Annotated in this window: 16 protein-coding genes, 1 tRNA gene and 1 pseudogene; 6 read left to right on the forward strand and 12 right to left on the reverse strand. The window is 50.8% G+C overall.

The genetic code is table 11. The features are described from left to right. Positions 1–29 precede the first annotated feature (29 nt). From NST07_RS27975 to NST07_RS27990, 4 genes are all read left to right on the forward strand, one after another. Positions 30–638, forward strand: coding sequence for a DUF2239 family protein (locus tag NST07_RS27975; RefSeq protein WP_341095888.1), 609 nt, complete (start codon positions 30–32; stop codon positions 636–638). Positions 639–803: 165 nt separating this feature from the next. Then, positions 804–1,154 carry a DUF1330 domain-containing protein gene (locus tag NST07_RS27980; protein ID WP_341095890.1) on the forward strand — a complete coding sequence of 117 codons (351 nt, stop codon included), beginning with the start codon at positions 804–806 and terminating at the stop codon, positions 1,152–1,154. Positions 1,155–1,172: 18 nt separating this feature from the next. Continuing rightward, positions 1,173–2,063 (forward strand): alpha/beta hydrolase, encoded by an 891-nt coding sequence (locus NST07_RS27985; RefSeq protein ID WP_341095892.1) that lies wholly within the window; start codon positions 1,173–1,175, stop codon positions 2,061–2,063. A gap of 288 nt (positions 2,064–2,351) precedes the next feature. Then, a protein-coding gene (locus NST07_RS27990) for an IS630 family transposase (RefSeq protein ID WP_341095893.1) occupies positions 2,352–3,393 on the forward strand; the annotation gives its coding sequence in 2 pieces (ribosomal slippage) (positions 2,352–2,477 and positions 2,479–3,393; 1,041 coding nt in all). 264 nt (positions 3,394–3,657) lie between these two features. Here NST07_RS27990 and NST07_RS27995 read toward each other — a convergent pair. The 3 genes from NST07_RS27995 to NST07_RS28005 form a co-directional block, all read right to left on the reverse strand. Beyond that, positions 3,658–4,125, reverse strand: a complete 468-nt coding sequence (locus NST07_RS27995; RefSeq protein ID WP_342480590.1) for a DUF2691 family protein — start codon at positions 4,123–4,125, stop codon at positions 3,658–3,660. A 22-nt stretch (positions 4,126–4,147) separates the two neighbouring features. Further along, complete coding sequence (locus NST07_RS28000; RefSeq protein ID WP_342480591.1) at positions 4,148–4,483, reverse strand: hypothetical protein; 336 nt, start codon at positions 4,481–4,483, stop codon at positions 4,148–4,150. Positions 4,484–4,609: 126 nt separating this feature from the next. Next, positions 4,610–5,116 carry a hypothetical protein gene (locus NST07_RS28005; protein WP_342480592.1) on the reverse strand — a complete coding sequence of 169 codons (507 nt, stop codon included), beginning with the start codon at positions 5,114–5,116 and terminating at the stop codon, positions 4,610–4,612. 408 nt (positions 5,117–5,524) lie between these two features. On the opposite strand from NST07_RS28005, the pseudogene argS reads away from it, so the two are divergent. Next, positions 5,525–7,144 (forward strand): annotated as a pseudogene (gene argS, locus NST07_RS28010) (arginine--tRNA ligase); the annotation flags it as partial. A 385-nt stretch (positions 7,145–7,529) separates the two neighbouring features. Here argS and NST07_RS28015 read toward each other — a convergent pair. After that, a tRNA-Arg gene (locus tag NST07_RS28015) sits at positions 7,530–7,603 on the reverse strand. A gap of 279 nt (positions 7,604–7,882) precedes the next feature. After that, positions 7,883–8,233: a hypothetical protein gene (locus tag NST07_RS28020; protein WP_341379677.1), complete on the reverse strand. Its 351-nt coding sequence runs from the start codon at positions 8,231–8,233 to the stop codon at positions 7,883–7,885. A gap of 144 nt (positions 8,234–8,377) precedes the next feature. On the opposite strand from NST07_RS28020, the gene asnB reads away from it, so the two are divergent. After that, positions 8,378–10,222 (forward strand): asparagine synthase (glutamine-hydrolyzing), encoded by a 1,845-nt coding sequence (gene asnB, locus NST07_RS28025; RefSeq protein ID WP_341095896.1) that lies wholly within the window; start codon positions 8,378–8,380, stop codon positions 10,220–10,222. 101 nt (positions 10,223–10,323) lie between these two features. Here asnB and NST07_RS28030 read toward each other — a convergent pair whose 3' ends face one another. The 7 genes from NST07_RS28030 to NST07_RS28060 form a co-directional block, all read right to left on the reverse strand. Next, entirely contained in the window at positions 10,324–11,160 is an 837-nt protein-coding gene (locus NST07_RS28030) for an aldo/keto reductase (RefSeq protein ID WP_341095898.1), read from the reverse strand. Between the two features lie 191 nt (positions 11,161–11,351). Further along, positions 11,352–11,807, reverse strand: a complete 456-nt coding sequence (locus tag NST07_RS28035) for a cupin domain-containing protein (RefSeq protein WP_341095901.1) — start codon at positions 11,805–11,807, stop codon at positions 11,352–11,354. A gap of 109 nt (positions 11,808–11,916) precedes the next feature. Beyond that, complete coding sequence (locus NST07_RS28040) at positions 11,917–12,852, reverse strand: SPFH domain-containing protein (protein ID WP_341095903.1); 936 nt, start codon at positions 12,850–12,852, stop codon at positions 11,917–11,919. After that, complete coding sequence (locus NST07_RS28045; protein ID WP_341095904.1) at positions 12,852–13,286, reverse strand: NfeD family protein; 435 nt, start codon at positions 13,284–13,286, stop codon at positions 12,852–12,854. The genes NST07_RS28040 and NST07_RS28045 overlap by 1 nt, the downstream gene beginning before the upstream one ends. Before the next feature lie 309 nt (positions 13,287–13,595). Continuing rightward, complete coding sequence (locus NST07_RS28050; RefSeq protein ID WP_341095905.1) at positions 13,596–15,461, reverse strand: glycosyl hydrolase family 18 protein; 1,866 nt, start codon at positions 15,459–15,461, stop codon at positions 13,596–13,598. Positions 15,462–15,979: 518 nt separating this feature from the next. After that, positions 15,980–17,569, reverse strand: coding sequence for an FAD-dependent oxidoreductase (locus NST07_RS28055; RefSeq protein ID WP_341095907.1), 1,590 nt, complete (start codon positions 17,567–17,569; stop codon positions 15,980–15,982). Then, the gene (locus NST07_RS28060) at positions 17,566–18,495 is read right to left on the reverse strand and encodes an ROK family protein (RefSeq protein WP_341095909.1); all 930 of its coding nucleotides are present in this window, start codon (positions 18,493–18,495) and stop codon (positions 17,566–17,568) included. Before NST07_RS28060 ends, NST07_RS28055 begins: the two co-directional genes overlap by 4 nt. Between the last annotated feature and the right edge of the window lie 72 nt (positions 18,496–18,567).

An 18,567-nucleotide genomic window follows, 5' to 3' on the forward strand; every position in this document is an offset into this window, starting at 1 on the left:
AGTGAAACATTCAGAGGAGGATCTACAGAATGAGAGATGATCAAACGCTCTTTTGCTGCACGGCATTTTTGGGTGTGGGAGTCGTCGCCAGTGGTTCGTTACAACACGTTGTTTCTACAGTGAAGGATGCTCTGGATGACAGAGACCTCACACAGCTGCTTATATTTGACGATACCACGGGGAAGCAAATAGATGTTGATTTCCGTGGGAAGACAGATGACGTGCTCAAACGATTAGGAGAACAGTTTGGCGACTTGCCCGGTGCGGAAATGAATCACCAGCCTACACGGCGGGTCGGTCGACCCAAGATGGGGGTTGTATCTGGTGAGGTTACATTATTGCCAAAAGATTGGGAATGGCTGAAGAGTCAACCTGGAGGGGCGTCGGTAACATTACGAAAACTCGTTGGTGATGCTCGCCGTGATGGAGGAAAACAGAGCAAGATACGAGAGTCACAAGAAGCAACATATCACTTTATGACAGCTATGGCCGGGAACTTCCATCAATACGAAGAAGCTCTGCGGGCACTGTATGCTGGTGATTTTGATCGTTTTTACCACTGCATCGATGACTGGGCACCTGATATCAGAAACCATATCAAAAGATTAGCCGCTAATGCATTCCCTGAAGGGAACTAATGAACGAAAGAATGTGTAGGCGTAAGGAATTTAGAATAAAAAAAGGAACAACGAAAGGAGCCACACTATGACAGAATTTGAATTTAGTCGTTACATCGAACCATAGCAACGTGCTGGCATGAGGTTCATACAGCGAGGCAGCGAGGCAGCGAGGGCAGCATCGTCATGTTGAACCTCATGCGTTATCGTGATGTTGCCGATTACACAGCCAATTCTGAACTAACACCGGAGGTCCCAATCAACGGTGCCGAAGCTTTCAACCGCTATATCGAGCACACCCTCCCATTTCTCCGTGAAAGCGGAGGTGAAATCATGTTTCTTGGCGATGGCGGAGAGTTTCTTATCGGACCCGAAGACGTAAGATGGGATCTTGTCATGATGATCCGCCAGAGCAGCGCGCAGTCGTTTCTTGCTTTTTCAAGTCATCAAGACTACATGGCCGGTATCGGGCATCGGACTGCAGCGATCGAAGATTCACGCCTTCTGCCTATGACAGAACTTACAATACCGAATTAATTGGAGGAGAACATAATCATGAACATTCTGAAAGTCAAAAGCGTCGAATTGGCCTATGACAGTTTTGGTAACGAAAATGACGAGGCTATTATCCTAATCGCCGGACTTGGAACCCAGATGATCCGATGGACGGATTCGTTTTGTCGGATATTAGCAGCGCGGGGCTTTCGCGTAATCCGCTTTGACAATCGCGATGTAGGTTGCTCGACGCACTTTAGCCATTATCCGACGCTGGATTTTGACGCACTGGCGACTGCTCTCATGTCGAGAAAGCGACCGGACATCCCTTACACTCTCGATGACATGTCCAACGACGCTATCGGACTACTCGATGCCCTTTCAATTGACCGGGCACATTTCGTTGGCAGGTCGATGGGCGGAATGATTGCCCAGATTGCTGCCAGTGAGTACCCTGAACGGGTTTTATCACTCACCTCCATTATGTCCAGTTCCGGTAATCCCACACTTCCGCAAACTTCCCCGGATGTCATGGCGATGATGACTAAACCAGCGCCGAACCCATTTGAAGATGAAGCAGGATTTTTGGCGCACAGCGTCTCTTTTGCCAAATGCATCGCCGGCACCGGCTATCCGTTTGAAGAGGACGCATATCGAGCGCTCATTCTGGAGGAAGTCCAGCGAGCCTACGATCCAGGCAGTGTTGGACGACAAATTGCTGCGATCGCTGTCTCTGGTGATCGTCGTCCGCGGCTGGCGACCATAAAAGTACCAACACTTGTCATTCATGGGAAGGACGATCCCCTGTTCGTCCCGGCGTGTGGCGAGGATACGGCTTCTGCCATTCCGGGCGCTGAGCTAATGTTGGTTGACGGCATGGGACACGACTTACCGCACCAACTGTACAAAGTAATCGCTGATGGCATAGAGCGAACGGCTCGTCGCAATTGACACGTGCTTCCTGAATAGCAACCAGCTGGAGTCCCGCGGTGCCCAATAGAGTTGAGTAGGCCAGGGGCGCAGCGCTTATTCATTGAACTAAACGGGACACGATAGTTAAAAATAAAGGGTTCTACATATTAGTTATGCATAATATGTAGAACCCTTTATTTTATTTGATTTCCTTAAGTTTAGGTCTTGATAATTTCCAGTCTATATAGAACGCATTTAAAAAGCTGACAAAGTCAAACTAATCGCCAAATCGGGTAAAGAATAGTAATAACTTACCCGAAGGTGGCGATGAAAATGGGAAACGAAGAAATCGAGCGGTTGAATGCAGCAATGAAACAAACATCGGATAAACGACTCTACGAAAGGTACCTGGCAGTCCGTCTTCGTCTAGAAGGACATACGTTTGATGAGATCGGTGAGCTTACTCAGCCGGGCGCGTCAAACTATCGGCCACTATTGGAAAGCCTACCAAACGCAGGGTCTGTCTGGCCTGAAGTTGGATCATTCCCCTGGACAACCGACAAAACTCACGGAGGAGCAGCGTAAACAGTTAGCGGCGATGCTGGAACAGCAACAACCGGCAGATGTGGGTTTTGAAGCTCGGTACACCTGGACCCTCCCGCTGGTGGCGGAGTGGATCAAACAGGAATTTGGCATCAAAATGAGCGTGCGTGGGATCAGCGCGATGCTAAAACGGATGAACTTCAGTTTTACCAAAGCAACTTATACGCTTGCCAACGCTGACCAGGACGCCCAAGCGTATTTCAAAAAGCACACCTTTGCAGCGCTCAAGAAACAGGTTGAAGCCGAAAAAATCGATCATTTGCTCTTTGAAGACGAATCGATGATCCGGTCCTATCAAGCGCTGCAATACAATTGGTTCCCACGTGGCAGACAACGCAAGGTGCCAACGTATGGCAAACACGAAGGAGCGAAGTTATTCGGTGCGATTAATTATGAAACCGGGCAGGTGCATCACCGAGAAGAAGAAATGGCCGATACAACAGCCTTTATTCGATTTCTTCAGGATCTTCTCTCTGCGTATCCGAGTGGGAAAATCGCGCTGATTCTGGACAACAGCCGGATTCATCATGCCACGGAGTTACAGCCTTTTTTGATGGAACATCCGCGCCTGCAGTTGGTCTTTCTACCGCCCTACAGCCCAAACCTCAATCCGGTTGAAGGGCTATGGCTGTGGCTAAAATCCGATGTGGTAAACAACGTCTTTTTCGAAAAATTCTATAAGATTAAGCTTCATGTAAGTCAATTTATGAAGCGTATCAACAAGCATCCGCTGGGAACCGTCGATCGCCTGCTCATTAGGTTATGATCTTAATTACGGTCTATATATTACTTTATTTTCTTTTGACACTTGTCCTGAGCAAAGAATTATAACTTGATATCTGTAGAAAATAAAGTATTAGACTGGGTGTCTTTATTCCACGGGGATTCTCGATTGTAATACCGTCAGACTTCATAAAATAAGTTTTAGACTGACCTCGGAAATTGAAACAGCGACAGCCAAGGACGAAAAAATAAAGTCCTAGACTGTCGCTGTTTCATTGAACTAACGTTTCCCGTTAGCGTAATGTTTCTACCATACAGATAGTCTTGTTCGTCCATCATTTTCATCTGTAATGAACTGGACATTATCGTATCCATTTATTATTGCGTTATGATACAGGTTTTCAAGTAAAACTTTATCTTTGCAATAAACCGTGACATAAGCACTATCAACGACTAAAAGCACAAGCTGGCAATCGCTTTTTAAGAACTCTTCGTAGGTCTTAATGTCTTGCACGTTCTTCTTTTTTGGATAAGCTTTTAAATTTGCGAATATTAAATAATACTCGTTATTTTCTAAGATTCCTTTAAGAATTACGCCGTCCATCCCATATACCTCACCAGGGAACAGTGGCTCCTCTAAGGTACAGTCCTCCACGAAATATGATTCCTCGCCCCCAATATACCAGTTGAATGATGTCATATCGAACGGCTTCAATATTTCTCCAAGAAAACCTCCGTACTCATTTGGAATCTCGAAACTGATTCCTCTTTTCATTTTATCACCCTATCATGTCCCGTTAGTGCAATCCGTAATATTCATCCTTTTGTTTGAGCCAGTTGACTATTATGTTTCTAAAGGTGTCTATGGGTAACTCACAATAATCTCCGTCATCGGAACATGGGTCGATTATTCTCACGGTTGTATTGTTTAGCTCGACCACATGATACTTTACACCAGAAAGGGTAGTTTTGGTCACTTTACCGCTCAATATTTCATTAATCGAATCAATGAGCCAGATTCCCTTTTCATCTTTATCTTGAAGATTTGTCCCGATAAAAGCTTCTAACAAATCATAACCTATTGGTAAAGAAATTACAGGTACTCCGTACAGATCAATAAGTTTAAATTTCATAAATTCACTCCTCTTCGCTAATATGATTGAAGTATCCTGCCAGTTAGCTGAATAGGCAGCCGATGATCTCGGCTACCTATTGTCATGGAGCTATCGTTCCCAGTTAGCCATACAAGAAAAAGCAAGTCACATCAATTGAAGTTCAAGAAGATCCAAATTATCGCGGACGAGGATCATTTTGTGCTTATAGTCCCAATGGCCAATCAAGTTAGGCAGCTTCGTCAGATTGTAGTCTTTATTCCATGCCAACAAGTTGTGGATGCCTTCGAGCGTCTCACGCTTCTTGTTTGGGACTATGCCCGCAATGCGCTCTTCATAACGCTTCCAGATTCTTTCCTCCTGAACGGACAACGGCGTCATCAGTACGACGATCTTATCTGCAGCAGCAAAACTTGGCCCTACCCACGACTTGTATACGCCTTCTGCGATCCACGAATCGAGACCGATGATTTCTCTGAGCCGACGGTCACGCTCATCCTCCGGTGCCTTTACGCCATATTCATTCGATTGATTATCCCAGAAAATATCGTCTAGATCGTAATGCGGGATCCGGAGCTTATCGCTCAATAACGCTGCGATATAGGATTTACCGCTTCCTGAGCCGCCGATGATATGGATTCGGATTGCTAACACCTCTTTCTTCTAGATTGTATTCGTGGAGCATCTATGCTGAGAGTATTTCGTCGTATTGTTTAAACTATCCTGCCCGTTAGCTTAATGAAAACAAGGAACAGCTCTGCCCTGGAACTGCTCCTTGTTTGATTCAACCATCGTTCTTCTTTCACTCAATGATTTACTTTGTTTCGAACGAATCAGATTGTTCTCTGCGGAGGACTTCATGCGTTATTTTCAATTGGTCCTGTATTCCAAACAGCCATAACCCTCCCCCTTTTTTAATAGTCTTTATTTGACACCATTCAAAATTTAGGAATAGCTTCCTTTTGTGCATTTGAAATAAAAAGGGAGTATATAGTATTCTTGTCGAATTTGCAGTAATAAACATATGAGAAGTAATGAATACAAACAAGCGTTTCCTGTCACGTCAATATACATAAATCAATGCATATCGGCCATCTGAGAAACTCCTGTATTGGAGATGCGCTGGTTAGGATTTTGAAAAAAACAGGTTACAACGTGGAAGTTCACAACTACGTGGATGACCTTGGCAATCAGCTGGCAGATACGGTGGTCGGGCTAATGAATGTGCCGCTCGCGGGTGATCATGTCCGCTTCGGTGATTATTGCTGGGATATCTACGCCGGAATCAATAAGGAATATGAGTTGCACCCTGAGACAGTCCAAAAACGGACGGAGATTCTCCACGCCCTGGAAGAAGGAAACGGCAATACCGCTTGGCTCGGCAGCCTTGTGGCTGAACGGATTGTGAGAGAGCATGTTGAGGAAATGAATAACTTCGGCATCACCTACGATTTGCTGGTGTGGGAGAGCAGTATTTTAAAAGAGGGATTTTGGTCCTCCGCTTTTGCGCTGCTGGAACAGACGGCCGTTTTTGTTCAGGAAACCGAGGGCAAGCTGGCGGGATGCTGGATTCTGAAGCAATCGGCAACAGACGGCACAGGCGCGGATTCAGAGGAACATCAGAAAGATAAGGTGCTGGTGCGCTCGAACGGGATTTTAACCTACACCGCCAAGGACATCGCCTATCATCTCTGGAAATTCGGACTGCTGGACAAAAACTTCTCCTACAGCGAGTTTAATGCAGGCGTTTGGACGACGGGCCCAAGTGGACAGCAGCTGCCTTTTGGAGAGGCCGATATGGTGGTTAACGTCATTGATTACAGACAGGAGTATCCGCAGGCGTTGGTGAAGCAGGCTTTAGAGGTATTGGGATATGCCGGGCAAGCCGGGAAGCTTCATCATGTAAGCTATGGCGTGGTTTCTCTTAGTCCGGCTTCCGCCGCTGAACTGGGGATCGATACCTCGGACGGTAAAACCTCTTACGCCATGTCCGGCCGTCAGGGCATCGGCATCAAGGTCACCGAGCTGGTCCAGCTTATGGAGAACACCATTGAAGCCACCCGCTCCGACAAAAACGGCCTGTCCAGCCGGCTGATCGCCACAGCGGCAATCCGTTACTACTTGCTGCGTTTCAATCTGGGGACGGAGATTGTGTTTGATTTCAAGCAGGCGACCGAGATTTCCGGCAATACCGGCGTATACCTGATGTATACCTATGCGCGTGCGGGCAGTGTGCTCAGTAAAGCCGCTGGAATGGAAGCAGGCGCCGTATTGGGAGCAGCGGCAGGTCCAATGATGGCGGTAAATACTGCGGCAAGAGCGGTACTGGCGGCGGATGGGGCAGTCGATGCGGCGGCGGATGGGGCGGCGGATGCGGTATCAGAACCAGCTGCGGTGCCGGATTTCCCGGCCCCACTGGACAAAGCGGAGCTTGCCCTGCTGAGACATCTCAGCATCTGGCAAGACACCTTATACAGCGCGAGCATAGAGCTGACGCCAAATACAATCTGTAACTACGCGCATACTCTGGCCTCGCTGTTCAATAACTTTTATTCCGCCTGCCCGATTCTCAAAGGGGAGCAACCCACCATCCGCTTCCGCCTCTGGCTTACTTCAACATTCCAGGAAACGCTCGGCGAAGTGCTTGAGGTGCTTGGCCTGCCGAAGCCGGAGCGGATGTAACGGAGGAGGTGGCAGACTGTAGAACGGGTATTTATCAGGAGCAAGCCAGTCTATGCAATAAGCACGGCTATCCCTTCATTCACTGAGATATAAGCTTAATTGCATTGTGTACAGCTAAAATCCAAGAAAATCACTCCTCTCGGGATTTAGTTGTATTCGGTACAGCTAAAAACCTCCCAATTCATCATTAGGAGGGATATGGACAAATATAAATGTATAGAGTGCAATTAAGTTACTTCGCTCCCGATTATGAGTACTTTTAGCTGCACAAAATACAACTAAACTTCAGTTGTTCACAACTGCGGTGGATGCGCCAACGCCCCTAGAGGCTTCTCTCCCCCCAGACGCACAAACAGCCTTCCCGGAGGAAGGCTGTTTTGTGTGACGTCCCGGAAGGGATTCGAACCCCCGACCGTGCGCTTAGAAGGCGCATGCTCTATCCAACTGAGCTACCGGGACAAAAGTGAAGTAATTAATTCCTAAAGCATATGTATTCACGCAACGTTCTCTATTATACCGCATTCAGATTTTTTTTCAAGGCTGCAGCAATATAATTTACTAAAATGCGGCGAAACAGCAACGGCAGCACAGCAGATCAGCCTATCCTCACCAGTCACCCTCCCACAGCATTTCTTCCCCGGGGCAGAATCAGCGGCGGTCAGCCGCTCACCCCAATCCGTTCTCCCCCCGGGGCAGACTGCGGCAGCTTTGCCGCATCCAATCGCCGGATTATAGGAGTCACTTGTGGAAATGCCGTTCCAGCTGCTTTTTCAAGTCGCCGAAGATAAGCAGTTCGCGCTGGAATTTGGAGCGTTCATCCTCGGGGCTCATAATGATGCTGCCAGTAAAAGCACTGGCCGTCACATCCTGAAAAGCGTCATGCAAATTGTTATCAAACCAATCGGTCGAAGTATTCGCGTCATTCGTCAGAATGCGCACAATTTCATAACCTTCCTCGCGCTGGTCTTCAACAATGTACACCAAAAGTGCGGAATCGCCTACAGCTCCCGGCAATACGCCCACTTCTGCACAAGGTGCGCCGTCATATTCGGTCATTCTGCGGATTTTGGCGTCTTTAATATAATACACTTGTCATCCATCCCTCCTGGCAAATTTCCCTCTCCCTTAGTGTTCGGATAAGGACATACATTTTATCCCTTCCTTCGGCATATATCTGTATTACTTGGCAAAAAAGAAAGGACAACAATCGCACAAAAGAGAGGATGAACCATCATGTGCGGAATAACCGGATTTATCCAGTGGCGCGGCGACCTCACACAGCACTCGCAACTGCTCGTAAAAATGACTGAAACCTTGGCCAACCGCGGGCCGGATGCGGCCGGAACCTGGATTTCAGGGCCTTGTGCCTTCGGTCACCGCAGACTAAGCGTTATCGATCCCGAGAACGGCGCACAGCCTATGATCGCCCGCCATGACGATAAGGTGTACGCTATTGTGTACAACGGCGAATTATATAACGCCCCCGAGCTCAAAAAGGAACTGAAACAGCGGGGACACCATTTTCTCACCGAGTGCGACACCGAAGTTCTGCTGCACGCCTATATGGAGTGGGGACCGGACTGCACCGGGAAGCTGAACGGAATCTTTGCATTTGCCGTCTGGGACGGTCTGCGGGACCAGGTATTTTTGGCACGCGACCGCCTGGGTGTGAAACCCCTGTTCTATAGCCGGGTGGACGATGTTTTTGTCTTCGGCTCCGAACCCAAAGCTCTGCTCCAGCACCCCAAGGTACAGCCGAAGGTTGGACCGGAAGGACTGGCGGAAATCTTCATCATCGGTCCGGCCCGCACTCCGGGACATGGGGTATACAAAGATATATTCGAGCTTCGTCCAGGTCATGCCATGATTTATAGCCGGGAAGGCCTGCGCAGCTATGCTTATTGGAAATTGGAAAGCAATCATCACACGGAAAATGAAGAAGAAACAGCCGCCAGAGTACGTGAATTGCTGCAGGATACACTGGAGCGGCAGCTTGTCTCCGACGTTCCGGTCTGCTCCCTGCTGTCCGGGGGGCTCGATTCCAGCGCACTGACCGCGCTTGCTGTGGATTATTACAACCGCACCGGCCAAGGCCGGGTGGATACCTATTCCGTCGATTATGTCGACAACGACAAGCATTTCAAAAGCCACACCTTTCAGCCCGGCGCAGACGGTCCGTGGATTAAGCGGATGGTTGATGAGTTAAACACGAATCACCATTATGTAGCCTTTGACACACCGGAGCTGGTAACGGCGCTGGACAATGCCCTGGAATCCCGCGATTTGCCGGGGATGACGGACGTGGATTCTTCGCTGTATCTATTTTGCCGTGAGATTAAAAAGAACGCGACTGTGGCCATTTCCGGCGAGGCGGCGGACGAGATTTTTGGCGGGTATCCCTGGTTCCACCGGGACGAGATGCTCTCTTCCGGCACGTTCCCCTGGTCGGTAGCCCCCAAAATGCGTGCAGCTCTATTGTCGCCGGAAGTGGGGGAATGGATACGTCCACTGGAATATTTAGGTGACAGATACAGCGATGCGGTTGCGGAGGTGCCGAAGCTTGACGGCGAGACCGGCAAGCAGGCGCAGATGCGTGTAATGTCCTATCTTAACATCACACGTTTCATGCCGACACTGCTGGACCGTAAGGACCGGATGAGTATGGGTGCAGGACTGGAGGTCCGCGTGCCGTATTGCGACCACCGGCTGGTCCAGTATGTATTCAACATCCCTTGGGAAATTAAAACCGTGGGCAACCGGGAAAAAGGCATTTTGCGCAAAGCACTCGAAGGCATCCTGCCGGATGATGTACTCTACCGTAAAAAAAGTCCTTACCCCAAAACCCATAATCCGGCCTATTTAAATGCCGTCCGGACTCAGATGCTGGGCATTCTGGATGATTCCACTTCGCCCATCCTGCCGTTGATTGATGCAGCCAAGATCCGAGAAATCGCTGCCTCTCCCGAATCCTCCAGCAATCTGCCCTGGTTCGGCCAGCTGATGTCCGGCCCGCAGCTGTTCGCTTATCTCGCCCAGGTTAACCTGTGGCTGCGCAAGTATAACGTATCTATCGGGTAAATCGCTAAGCTCTCTGCTCTCCGCACACAGCCAATAACTGCAAACAGCAAGCCCCCATCCGGAGGCTTGCTGTTTGTAGTTCCCTATTGTTAGAGGCTTGCTCAGAAATTAAAATTATCCGGGTCCGGACCGAACCTGTGGTTCTGGTTCAGGTTCTCAATCGCCTTAACATCATCGTCGCTAAGCGTGAAGTCGAAAAATCCGGCGTTCTCTGTGATCCGCTCGGCATGAACCGATTTGGGAATGGTAATGACACCCTGCTGCAGATCCCAGCGCAGGACAATTTGGGCGACAGTTCTGCCATATTTGCCGGCCAGCTCTTTAAGCAGCGGCACATCCAGATTGCCCTGCATCAGCGGGCTCCAGGCCTCCAGCTGAATGTCATGCTGGCGTGTATATTTCAGCAGCTCGCGCTGGGTCAAGAGGGGATGGAACTCCACTTGATCGACCACAGGCACCACACCTGTATCGTCGATAATATCCTGCAGATGATGGATCTGGAAGTTGCTCACCCCGATGGATTTCACGAAACCTTCCTTTTGCAGATGAATAAGCGCCTTCCAGCTCTCCCGGTACTTGCCGGCGACTGGCCAGTGAATCAGATACAGATCAATTACATCCAGCCCCAGCTTGCGGCGGCTGACTTCAAACGCTTGTAATGCGGATTCATAGCCTTGGTCGGGATTGCGCAGCTTGGTCGTAATGAACAGTTCCTCCCGGGGCACTCCGCATTCACGAATGGCTTGTCCGACGCCTTCTTCATTATTGTATCCAGCTGCCGTATCAATGCTGCGATAGCCTGTTTCCACTGCTGCTTTCACCGCGTTGATAACTTCCTCACCATCTTTGGTCTGCCATACGCCCAGTCCCAGCCACGGCATAGTGACTCCGTCATTTAATGTAGGTCCACCCGAAAACGGTCCGTTCAATTCACTCATCGTTAACCCTCCAAGCCTAATGATATTGATTTAACTTCCTTAACCTTAAAAGAGGCCGCATAATCAGCCAATGGCCAAAATCAGTATAGCAGATTGCTCCCGCAGGTCCAAAATGCCACTCTGCGCCGGTAAATTAGAACAAAAAATAAGTGCAGTCTGATTTCACAGTCTGCACTTATTTTTAAAATTGCTTATTTGCCGATCAGCTTGAAATCGTCAAAATGAAATTCCGGGGATACGATGCAGGAGACCAGCACCGGCTCGTCGCCGAGCACCCGGGCCGCCTGCCATACTCCCGCCGGAATAACCACCTGCGGCTGCTGGCCGGAGGCGATGTCGAGACCCAGGATAACCTCGGTAACATCCTCCGGCTTATCACCGCTTCCTCCAAGGCTTAACACAATCGGGCTGCCGGAATGCCACAGCCAGATTTCGGAGGAAAGCACCGTGTGCCATTCCGAGGTTTCGCCCGGATGGAGCAGAAAATAAATCGAAGAAGCTGAGGCTCTGGAGCCCGAATAGCTGCTTCCCAGTGTTTCTTGCGGGATATCAAAGGATGATTTCCAAAGTCTTTTGTACCATCCGCCTTCAACGTGAGGCTGCAGCCCCAGCGCTTCGACCAGCGGAGAAATTTCTTTTTGCGTCACAGTATCGTCTCCTTAAAGTTTTGCGATGCAAAACTGGCTTCGTAAGCTTACGCTTAAGTTTTGCTTTTACTTTAACGGAATGTGCCGCAATTGTCTAATCCGCTTCCGTTTATTTGCTCTCCTTGCTCGCCTTGAACACCTCGGCGATAGCCCCGAGACTGCCCAGCGTTTCAACGGCGCTGGTCGGCAGGAACACCTTGTTGGCCGGTCCCTTAGCGATTTCGCCTAACGCTTCAAAAGATTGATACGCCAGCACACGCTCATCCAGCCCTGCGCTGGCGATCAGTGCGATCCGCGTCTTCTCGGCTTCGGCGACCGCCTGAATCGCTTTGGCCTGGCCCAGTGCTTCCAGCTCCTGCGCCTGGCGGAACCCTTCCGCTTGACGGATACGCGCTTCCTTATCGCCTTCCGCTTTCAGAATCTTGCTCTGCTTATCCCCTTCAGCACGCAGGATCATATCCTGTTTGGCAGCTTCCGCCTCCAGCACAATCGCCCGCTTGCTGCGTTCTGCCTTCATCTGCTTATCCATCGCTTCCTGGATGTCCAGCGGCGGCTTGATATCAATAACTTCGACACGCTCGATCCGCACGCCCCACTTTTCAGTCGCTTCATCCAGAGCCAGGCGGATATCCGATGAGATTTTTTCCCGGCCCGACAATGTTTCATCCAGCTCCAGCTTCCCGATAATCTGCCGCATCGTAGCTGTGGAAATGTTGCGCACACCATATACATAATCGGAAATTCCATAAGTCGCTTCTTCCGGACCAACCACCTGATAGAAAATGATCGTGTCGATCTGCACCTGCACGTTATCCTTGGTGATTACGGTTTGCGGCGGCACATTGGCCTGTTGAATCCGCAAATCATGGTAGGTCCTCACCTGATCAATAATCGGAATCAGAATATTCAGACCCGGTGTAAGCAGCCGGTGGAATTTACCAAGACGCTCCACAACCCCTACCCGCTGCTGCGGTACGATTTTGATCGTAAGCGCGATAAAAACAACGACGACAGCAATAACAATACCGATAATTGCCCATTCCATTAGTACTTATCCCCCCATCGTTCTACTTCGATAATCGTGTTGCCTCTTCGGATGACACGGACTGCCTGGTCTTTGCCCAGAGCTTGAACCGAGGTTGCACTCCAGGTGTCACCGCCCACTTTGACCTGCCCGTATTGTCCCGGCACAATCGGCTCAACGACAATGCCTTGTCTTCCGACAATCTCTGTCCCTGTATCCTTAAATCCCCGTGAGTTGCGGAATCTCGCGACCAGCGGTTTGGTGAAAAAGGTCAGGACGAGGGCAACCAATGAACCGACGACCACCTGCAGCAAAATCGCCTCAGGAAACACAAGTGAGAGCAGACCAGCCGCCAGAGCACCTATGCTTAACCAGAGAAGATAAAAAGTAAGCGCGAACATTTCAATCACAAACAGAACGCCGGCTGTAATCAACCAAACTATCCAAGCTTCCATCGGTGAATCCACCACCTTCCGCTATATACTACTATAACGAAAAAAACGGCATAGCGTTGCATTAGTTTTATCAGGGCTGGGACACAGCCATGCTTTTTCATTATATTTCAGCCTATGGAAGGTTATGAGCACCACAATCAGCTTCTTCATAAAGGCTGAAGAACAACGGAGGCTGCTGAGGAGCCATATGTAGGAGATTCGATCCGGTGAAGTAATTCTGCTGTTGGTTATGACATAATAAAAAAAGCTTGCAGATCGAGGCGCAGCCTTCTCCGCAAGCTTTTTTTGCTGTTCAGGTGGAATATAGTGCTAAATCAGCTCCCATAGAGCCTGCGTTACCGCCGGTTCCCAACCTTGCAGCGAGGTATGCGACTGCAGGCAGATGTACGTTTTGCCGCTGTAGCTTACCTTGTCGCCTGCTGTATAGGCCACTCCTGCTGCCCAGGCAGATCCCCCGGGCGTTGCCGTCGGGCTTACTGTAGCTGTTGGCACGGGTGTTGCCGTTGGTACTGGCGTTGCTGTCGGACTCACCGTAGCCGATGGCGCCGGCGTAGTGTTGCCGCAGGTGCCGATCACTTTCCAGGCCCCGAATGCGCCGCTCTGGTCAGGGCGTTCCCCCTGTGTCCACCACTGGGCTTCATACAGCACACCTCCATAGGAAGCCTGCTGGCCCTTGGTGTAGATGGTTACCGCGTTCCATGCCGCCGCCGTACATTGCCCCGGTGTTGCAGTTGGTGTCGGGGTAACAGTAGCAGTAGGCGTTGATGTCGGTTTCACTGTAGCTGTTGGCGTTGCAGTCGGTGTTGGCGTCGGCACCACTCCGCCGCCCAGATCGGTGTTCAGCTTGTTTTGCAGTGTTTTGTTGCGGTCGCCACTGGTCTCCCAGAACATCGCTCCTGCCAGGCCTTTGGTTTTGACATAGCTGGTCTTATAGCCGATGGACTCGGCGTCATCATAGCTGATGAAGGTTTGTGTAGACGGATTGTAGAGATATGGAACCTTTGAGGTGTTGTTCCAGTAGCGGGTATAGCCGTTTTTGTTAATATAGTTAGCTTCGAGATCGTAGAAATCATAGTTTCCCTTTTCCCATGTGCCTGTGGACGAAATACCTGCCGAAACCTGATATTGTCCGTTTCCTGTACCCGGCGCACCACCCCAGCCGCGTCCGTAAAACGGCATGCCCAGGACGAGCTTATTCGCCGGGACTCCGCTTGCGAGATAGCTTGTGACAGCCTTGTCGATATTGTAATTCGCCGGATCGGCCAGACCTGATGAGGCTGCTGCCGGGTCATAGTAGAGCGGGGCATTGTGTCCTGTAGTCGTGTTCCAGCTGCCGTTGAAGTCATAGGTCATAATGTTGATCCAGTCGACAACAGCAGCAATGCCGCTAAGGTTGTTATTCTGAACGTAGGCAGGGCTTGCACCAGAGGCAATGGTCAGCAGATAGGTTTTACCGTCAGCGGTTCCGGCCGCATTCAGCTTTTCACGGATTTTCTGCAGCAGCAGCACGTAATTCTGCTTATCCTCCGGACGGTAGCTGTTGCCTGCAAGGCCTCCGCTGACCGGATATTCCCAGTCCAGATCAACACCATCCATTCGATATTTGCGGATGAAATCAACTGCGGAATTTGCGAATACTTCACGGGTCGCTGCCGTAGCGGCAACATCCGAGAACCGGTTCGACCAGGTCCAGCCGCCGACGGATATCACCGTTTTAAGATTCGGGTTCTTTTCTTTAAGTTTCCATAGCTGCTTCAGGTTGCCTTTAATCGGATCATCCCACTTGTCATCCCCAAAGCTTTTCTGGGCATCAATCCAGGGATCACCCAGCACAATCGTTCCATTCGGAACACTGATCGTTTGGCCTTGCTCATTTTGGCAGGTCCAGGTAACCGGATTGGGTCCGCTCGGGTCAGGATTGCCGTGAACCCCGTTCCAGCATATATCGGCAAACGCATAGTTGATTACATTCATTTTACTGGGATCGATATCCGTCACGTTGTAGGCTCGCCCATAGGCAGCCCAGGAAGCATAATAACCAATTAGCTTATAGCCCGCAGCCGCATTTGCAGTTTTGACACTGGTGCCTATCGTTGAAAAGAGTGCAATCACAAGAGCAACGGCCATGCTAAGCGCAAAGGTTTTACGAAATCTGTTTGTCGACCTCATTTTCATTTACCTCCTCGGTTCAATGCCGTAACCTGCAGTCCTCTTTACAGGCAAAGCTCCCCAAAGTCACCTCCTGGTTCGGATTCACCTTCATCCAGTGTCTCTATCAGATTCATGAGATCAGGATGATAGATTAAGCACACAAAAAAGCGCAAGAAAAAATAATCTGTGCTCTTAATCTTGTATTGCTGTTCATGGGCTGCAATCCCGGTAATGTTGTCCGGGCAATGCTTATGCCTACAAAATAGTTGGGAGGGATGGTGTACATGGAATAGGAGGATTCATAACATAAGAAGGATGAAGGCAATCTTATTGTCATATAAAGCACAAGATTAAGCTAGGGGGAAATTTCCATAGTCAGGGGGGAATATCATCTAATTTCCAGTTTTTTCGGCAGTAATAACTGTGCCTCTGTCCCCAATTTGAGGAAGGTTTAGAATTCCGGTGACAAAGGTGGTCCCTTACACTCCGACAGTTCAAGAGGTGATGGTATCCTTTGCCACCAGATGCGATTATCCTGTCACCTACTGCATTTCCAGCTCTGTATCACTCCAGTGAAGCTGGACGCCATGGTCTATTAAGAGCTGCTGGTAAGCCTTGCGATGGTCATCCGATCCATGAACCTCACGCGGCAGAACTTTATTTGTAATGGCGTAAGAGGCCAGAAGTCCCGCAGCTTCACCAATATTCCATTCGGTTGGATGAAGGCGGTAGCAGCCGTTTGCGATCTGGGTCATTGAGATATTTTTGCAGGCCGGAAGCAGGTTCGTGACACGAATAGGGATCATTGAGCCCAGCGGAATTTCATACGGATGATTGGGGATGTAGAACGTGCGCTGGGATACGGTCGTGGGATGAAGATCCAGATGATAGCTCCCAACGCCCACACTGTCCTCATAGCGCATAGGTCCCGCTTCACCGCGCAGCTCCTTGCTCACATCCAGCTCAGTCACCGTGTAGAGCCCACGGATTCTTCTTGCTTCACGGATGTAGGGAGCCTTCGCAAGCCCGTCCTCTGTCCCAAGTACGTCTCCCCTCAGCCTCACCCCCGGATACCCCTTCCCGCCATCCAGCCGCGGCGCCTCCGTCTGAAGCCAATAGACAAGTGACAACGTCAGCTGTCTGGCTCCTTTCAAATGCCGTTCCCGTTCCCCGGGAGGCACTCCGATCAGCGGACCGGCATAATAATCGTTCAGCGCCCAGTTCAGCAGAGTGACTTCACCGTCATTGAGCGGCAGGCTCCAGACCGCAGGATCGACAATCCTCCGGTAATCCCACAGCGAGACAATTCCCTCGTCATTGGGAAACATGGTGAATTGCTTCAGCTTCGTCGTATCACTGGCATCGGAGGCGTACCAGCTGAGAATGGGATACATTGAAAAGGAAGGCACATATTGAAGCCAGAAGTCATAATCCTCAGGACGTTCTATCGTAAAATCGCCGCCTGGTACATAATCGACGGCAGCGACATGGGTAATCGACTGCATATCGAGCGGGTCCGCTTCATCCAGCGCATGCGGTTCCCCTGTCTCATGGCGTGATTCAGCGCCGCTTCGATACTCCACCCCCGCAAGCGGCAGCAGATCGCCGCATTCCGTCGCATCCAGATAATACGCCCCTTTAAGCTTGATCTCGGTTCCTTTCACGGTATGTAAGACCGTCACCGCCGTGACCTCATCGCCTGCCGTCTCGGCATGAACCGGAACCGTATAATAAAGCACTTCAATTCGTCCCGAATGTACATAAGGAGCCAGCATTTCGTGCAGGACGCTTAGTGCAACCTTCGGCTCATGGGCAAGCCGGCTGACCCAGCCGTTCCCCGGATTGAGCAGCGGATTGTTTCTGGCAGACTCCGTAAGCGGATAATTCCGTCTGTAATACTCCCGCACCCTGTTGCGGAACTCCCGGTAGGTAGCCGTGCTGCCGGAGTTCTCGATCCAGCGGTGCTCATCCGGCGGAACCGCCTGCGAGGTCAGCTGTCCCCCCAGCCAATCCGTTTCCTCGGTTAGAATGACGCGCAACCCTGCCTTGGCTGCGGCGAGAGCCGCGGCAGTTCCTCCAAGCCCCCCGCCGATGATGATCACATCACTTTGTTTCACTTGTCTGAATGTCATGCGGTATCCTCCTTCTCATATCCGTCCGGCAGCTGCCGGAAGCAATCCAATGCAAGCTTGGCTGCCCCGAAGCAGCCTGCCCGGTTCCCAAGCTCCGCCGCTGCAAGGATGCCGGAAAGTCCCTCGCCTTGCAGCCTGTTTTTTAGCAGCGGCCACCAGACGTCCCGGTCATGAATAACCCCGCCGCCAATCACGATTAGCTCCGGATCGAGCGTAGCCCCAATATTGTCCAAGACAACCGCCAGATCGGAGGTGTAATGTTCAAGAACCTGCAGCGCATCCCGATTACCCCGCCGTGCGTCGCTCATAAGCTCCGCTCCATGGTCATACGCCCGGCCTGTCAGCTCATTTCCGAGCCGCAGCAACGCGGAACCCGAGACGTATTGCTCTACACAGCCCCGGCGGCCGCAATTACAGAGCCGGCCGCCGGGAAACAGGACACTGTGCCCGAATTCTCCGCCGCTCCAGCGCTTTCCCCGGTTAAGCAAGCCCTGAATCATCAGCGCTCCGCCTACTCCGGTACCCAGCGTGAGCATGACCAGATTGTGCCGTCCGCGGCCGGCTCCCTGCCAGGCCTCGCCCAGCAGTGCGGCGTTCGCATCATTATCGGCGGCTGCAGGCAATTTGAAGGTAGCCTCCGCCCAACCGGCAAGCTGAAGCCCCTGCCATCCGGGTAAATTATCGGTGGCGTACACCACTTCACCCGTGTCGGTATTTACTCTGCCCGCCGAAGCAAGCCCGATGGCCTGAACCGTGCAGGCCTCGAGCAGTTCGCAGACCACCGCATTCAGCTTGCACAGTATTGCCTCCCGGCCCTGCCATGCTTCCGTATCGCGACTGGCTTCCGCCCATACGTTTCCGATCTCGTCGAGTACCAGCCCTTTAACGGCTGTCCCTCCGATATCCACACCGATGACCCGTCTCATCCTCGCGTCCCTCCCTTTAGCTCCGTTATCTTTCGATGCAGAGCCAGATGTATTAAGGCTGCGGCTGCACCC

Origin of the sequence: Paenibacillus sp. FSL L8-0340 (genome assembly GCF_038593145.1) — a bacterium.
Taxonomy (GTDB): Bacteria; Bacillota; Bacilli; order Paenibacillales; family Paenibacillaceae; genus Paenibacillus_AQ.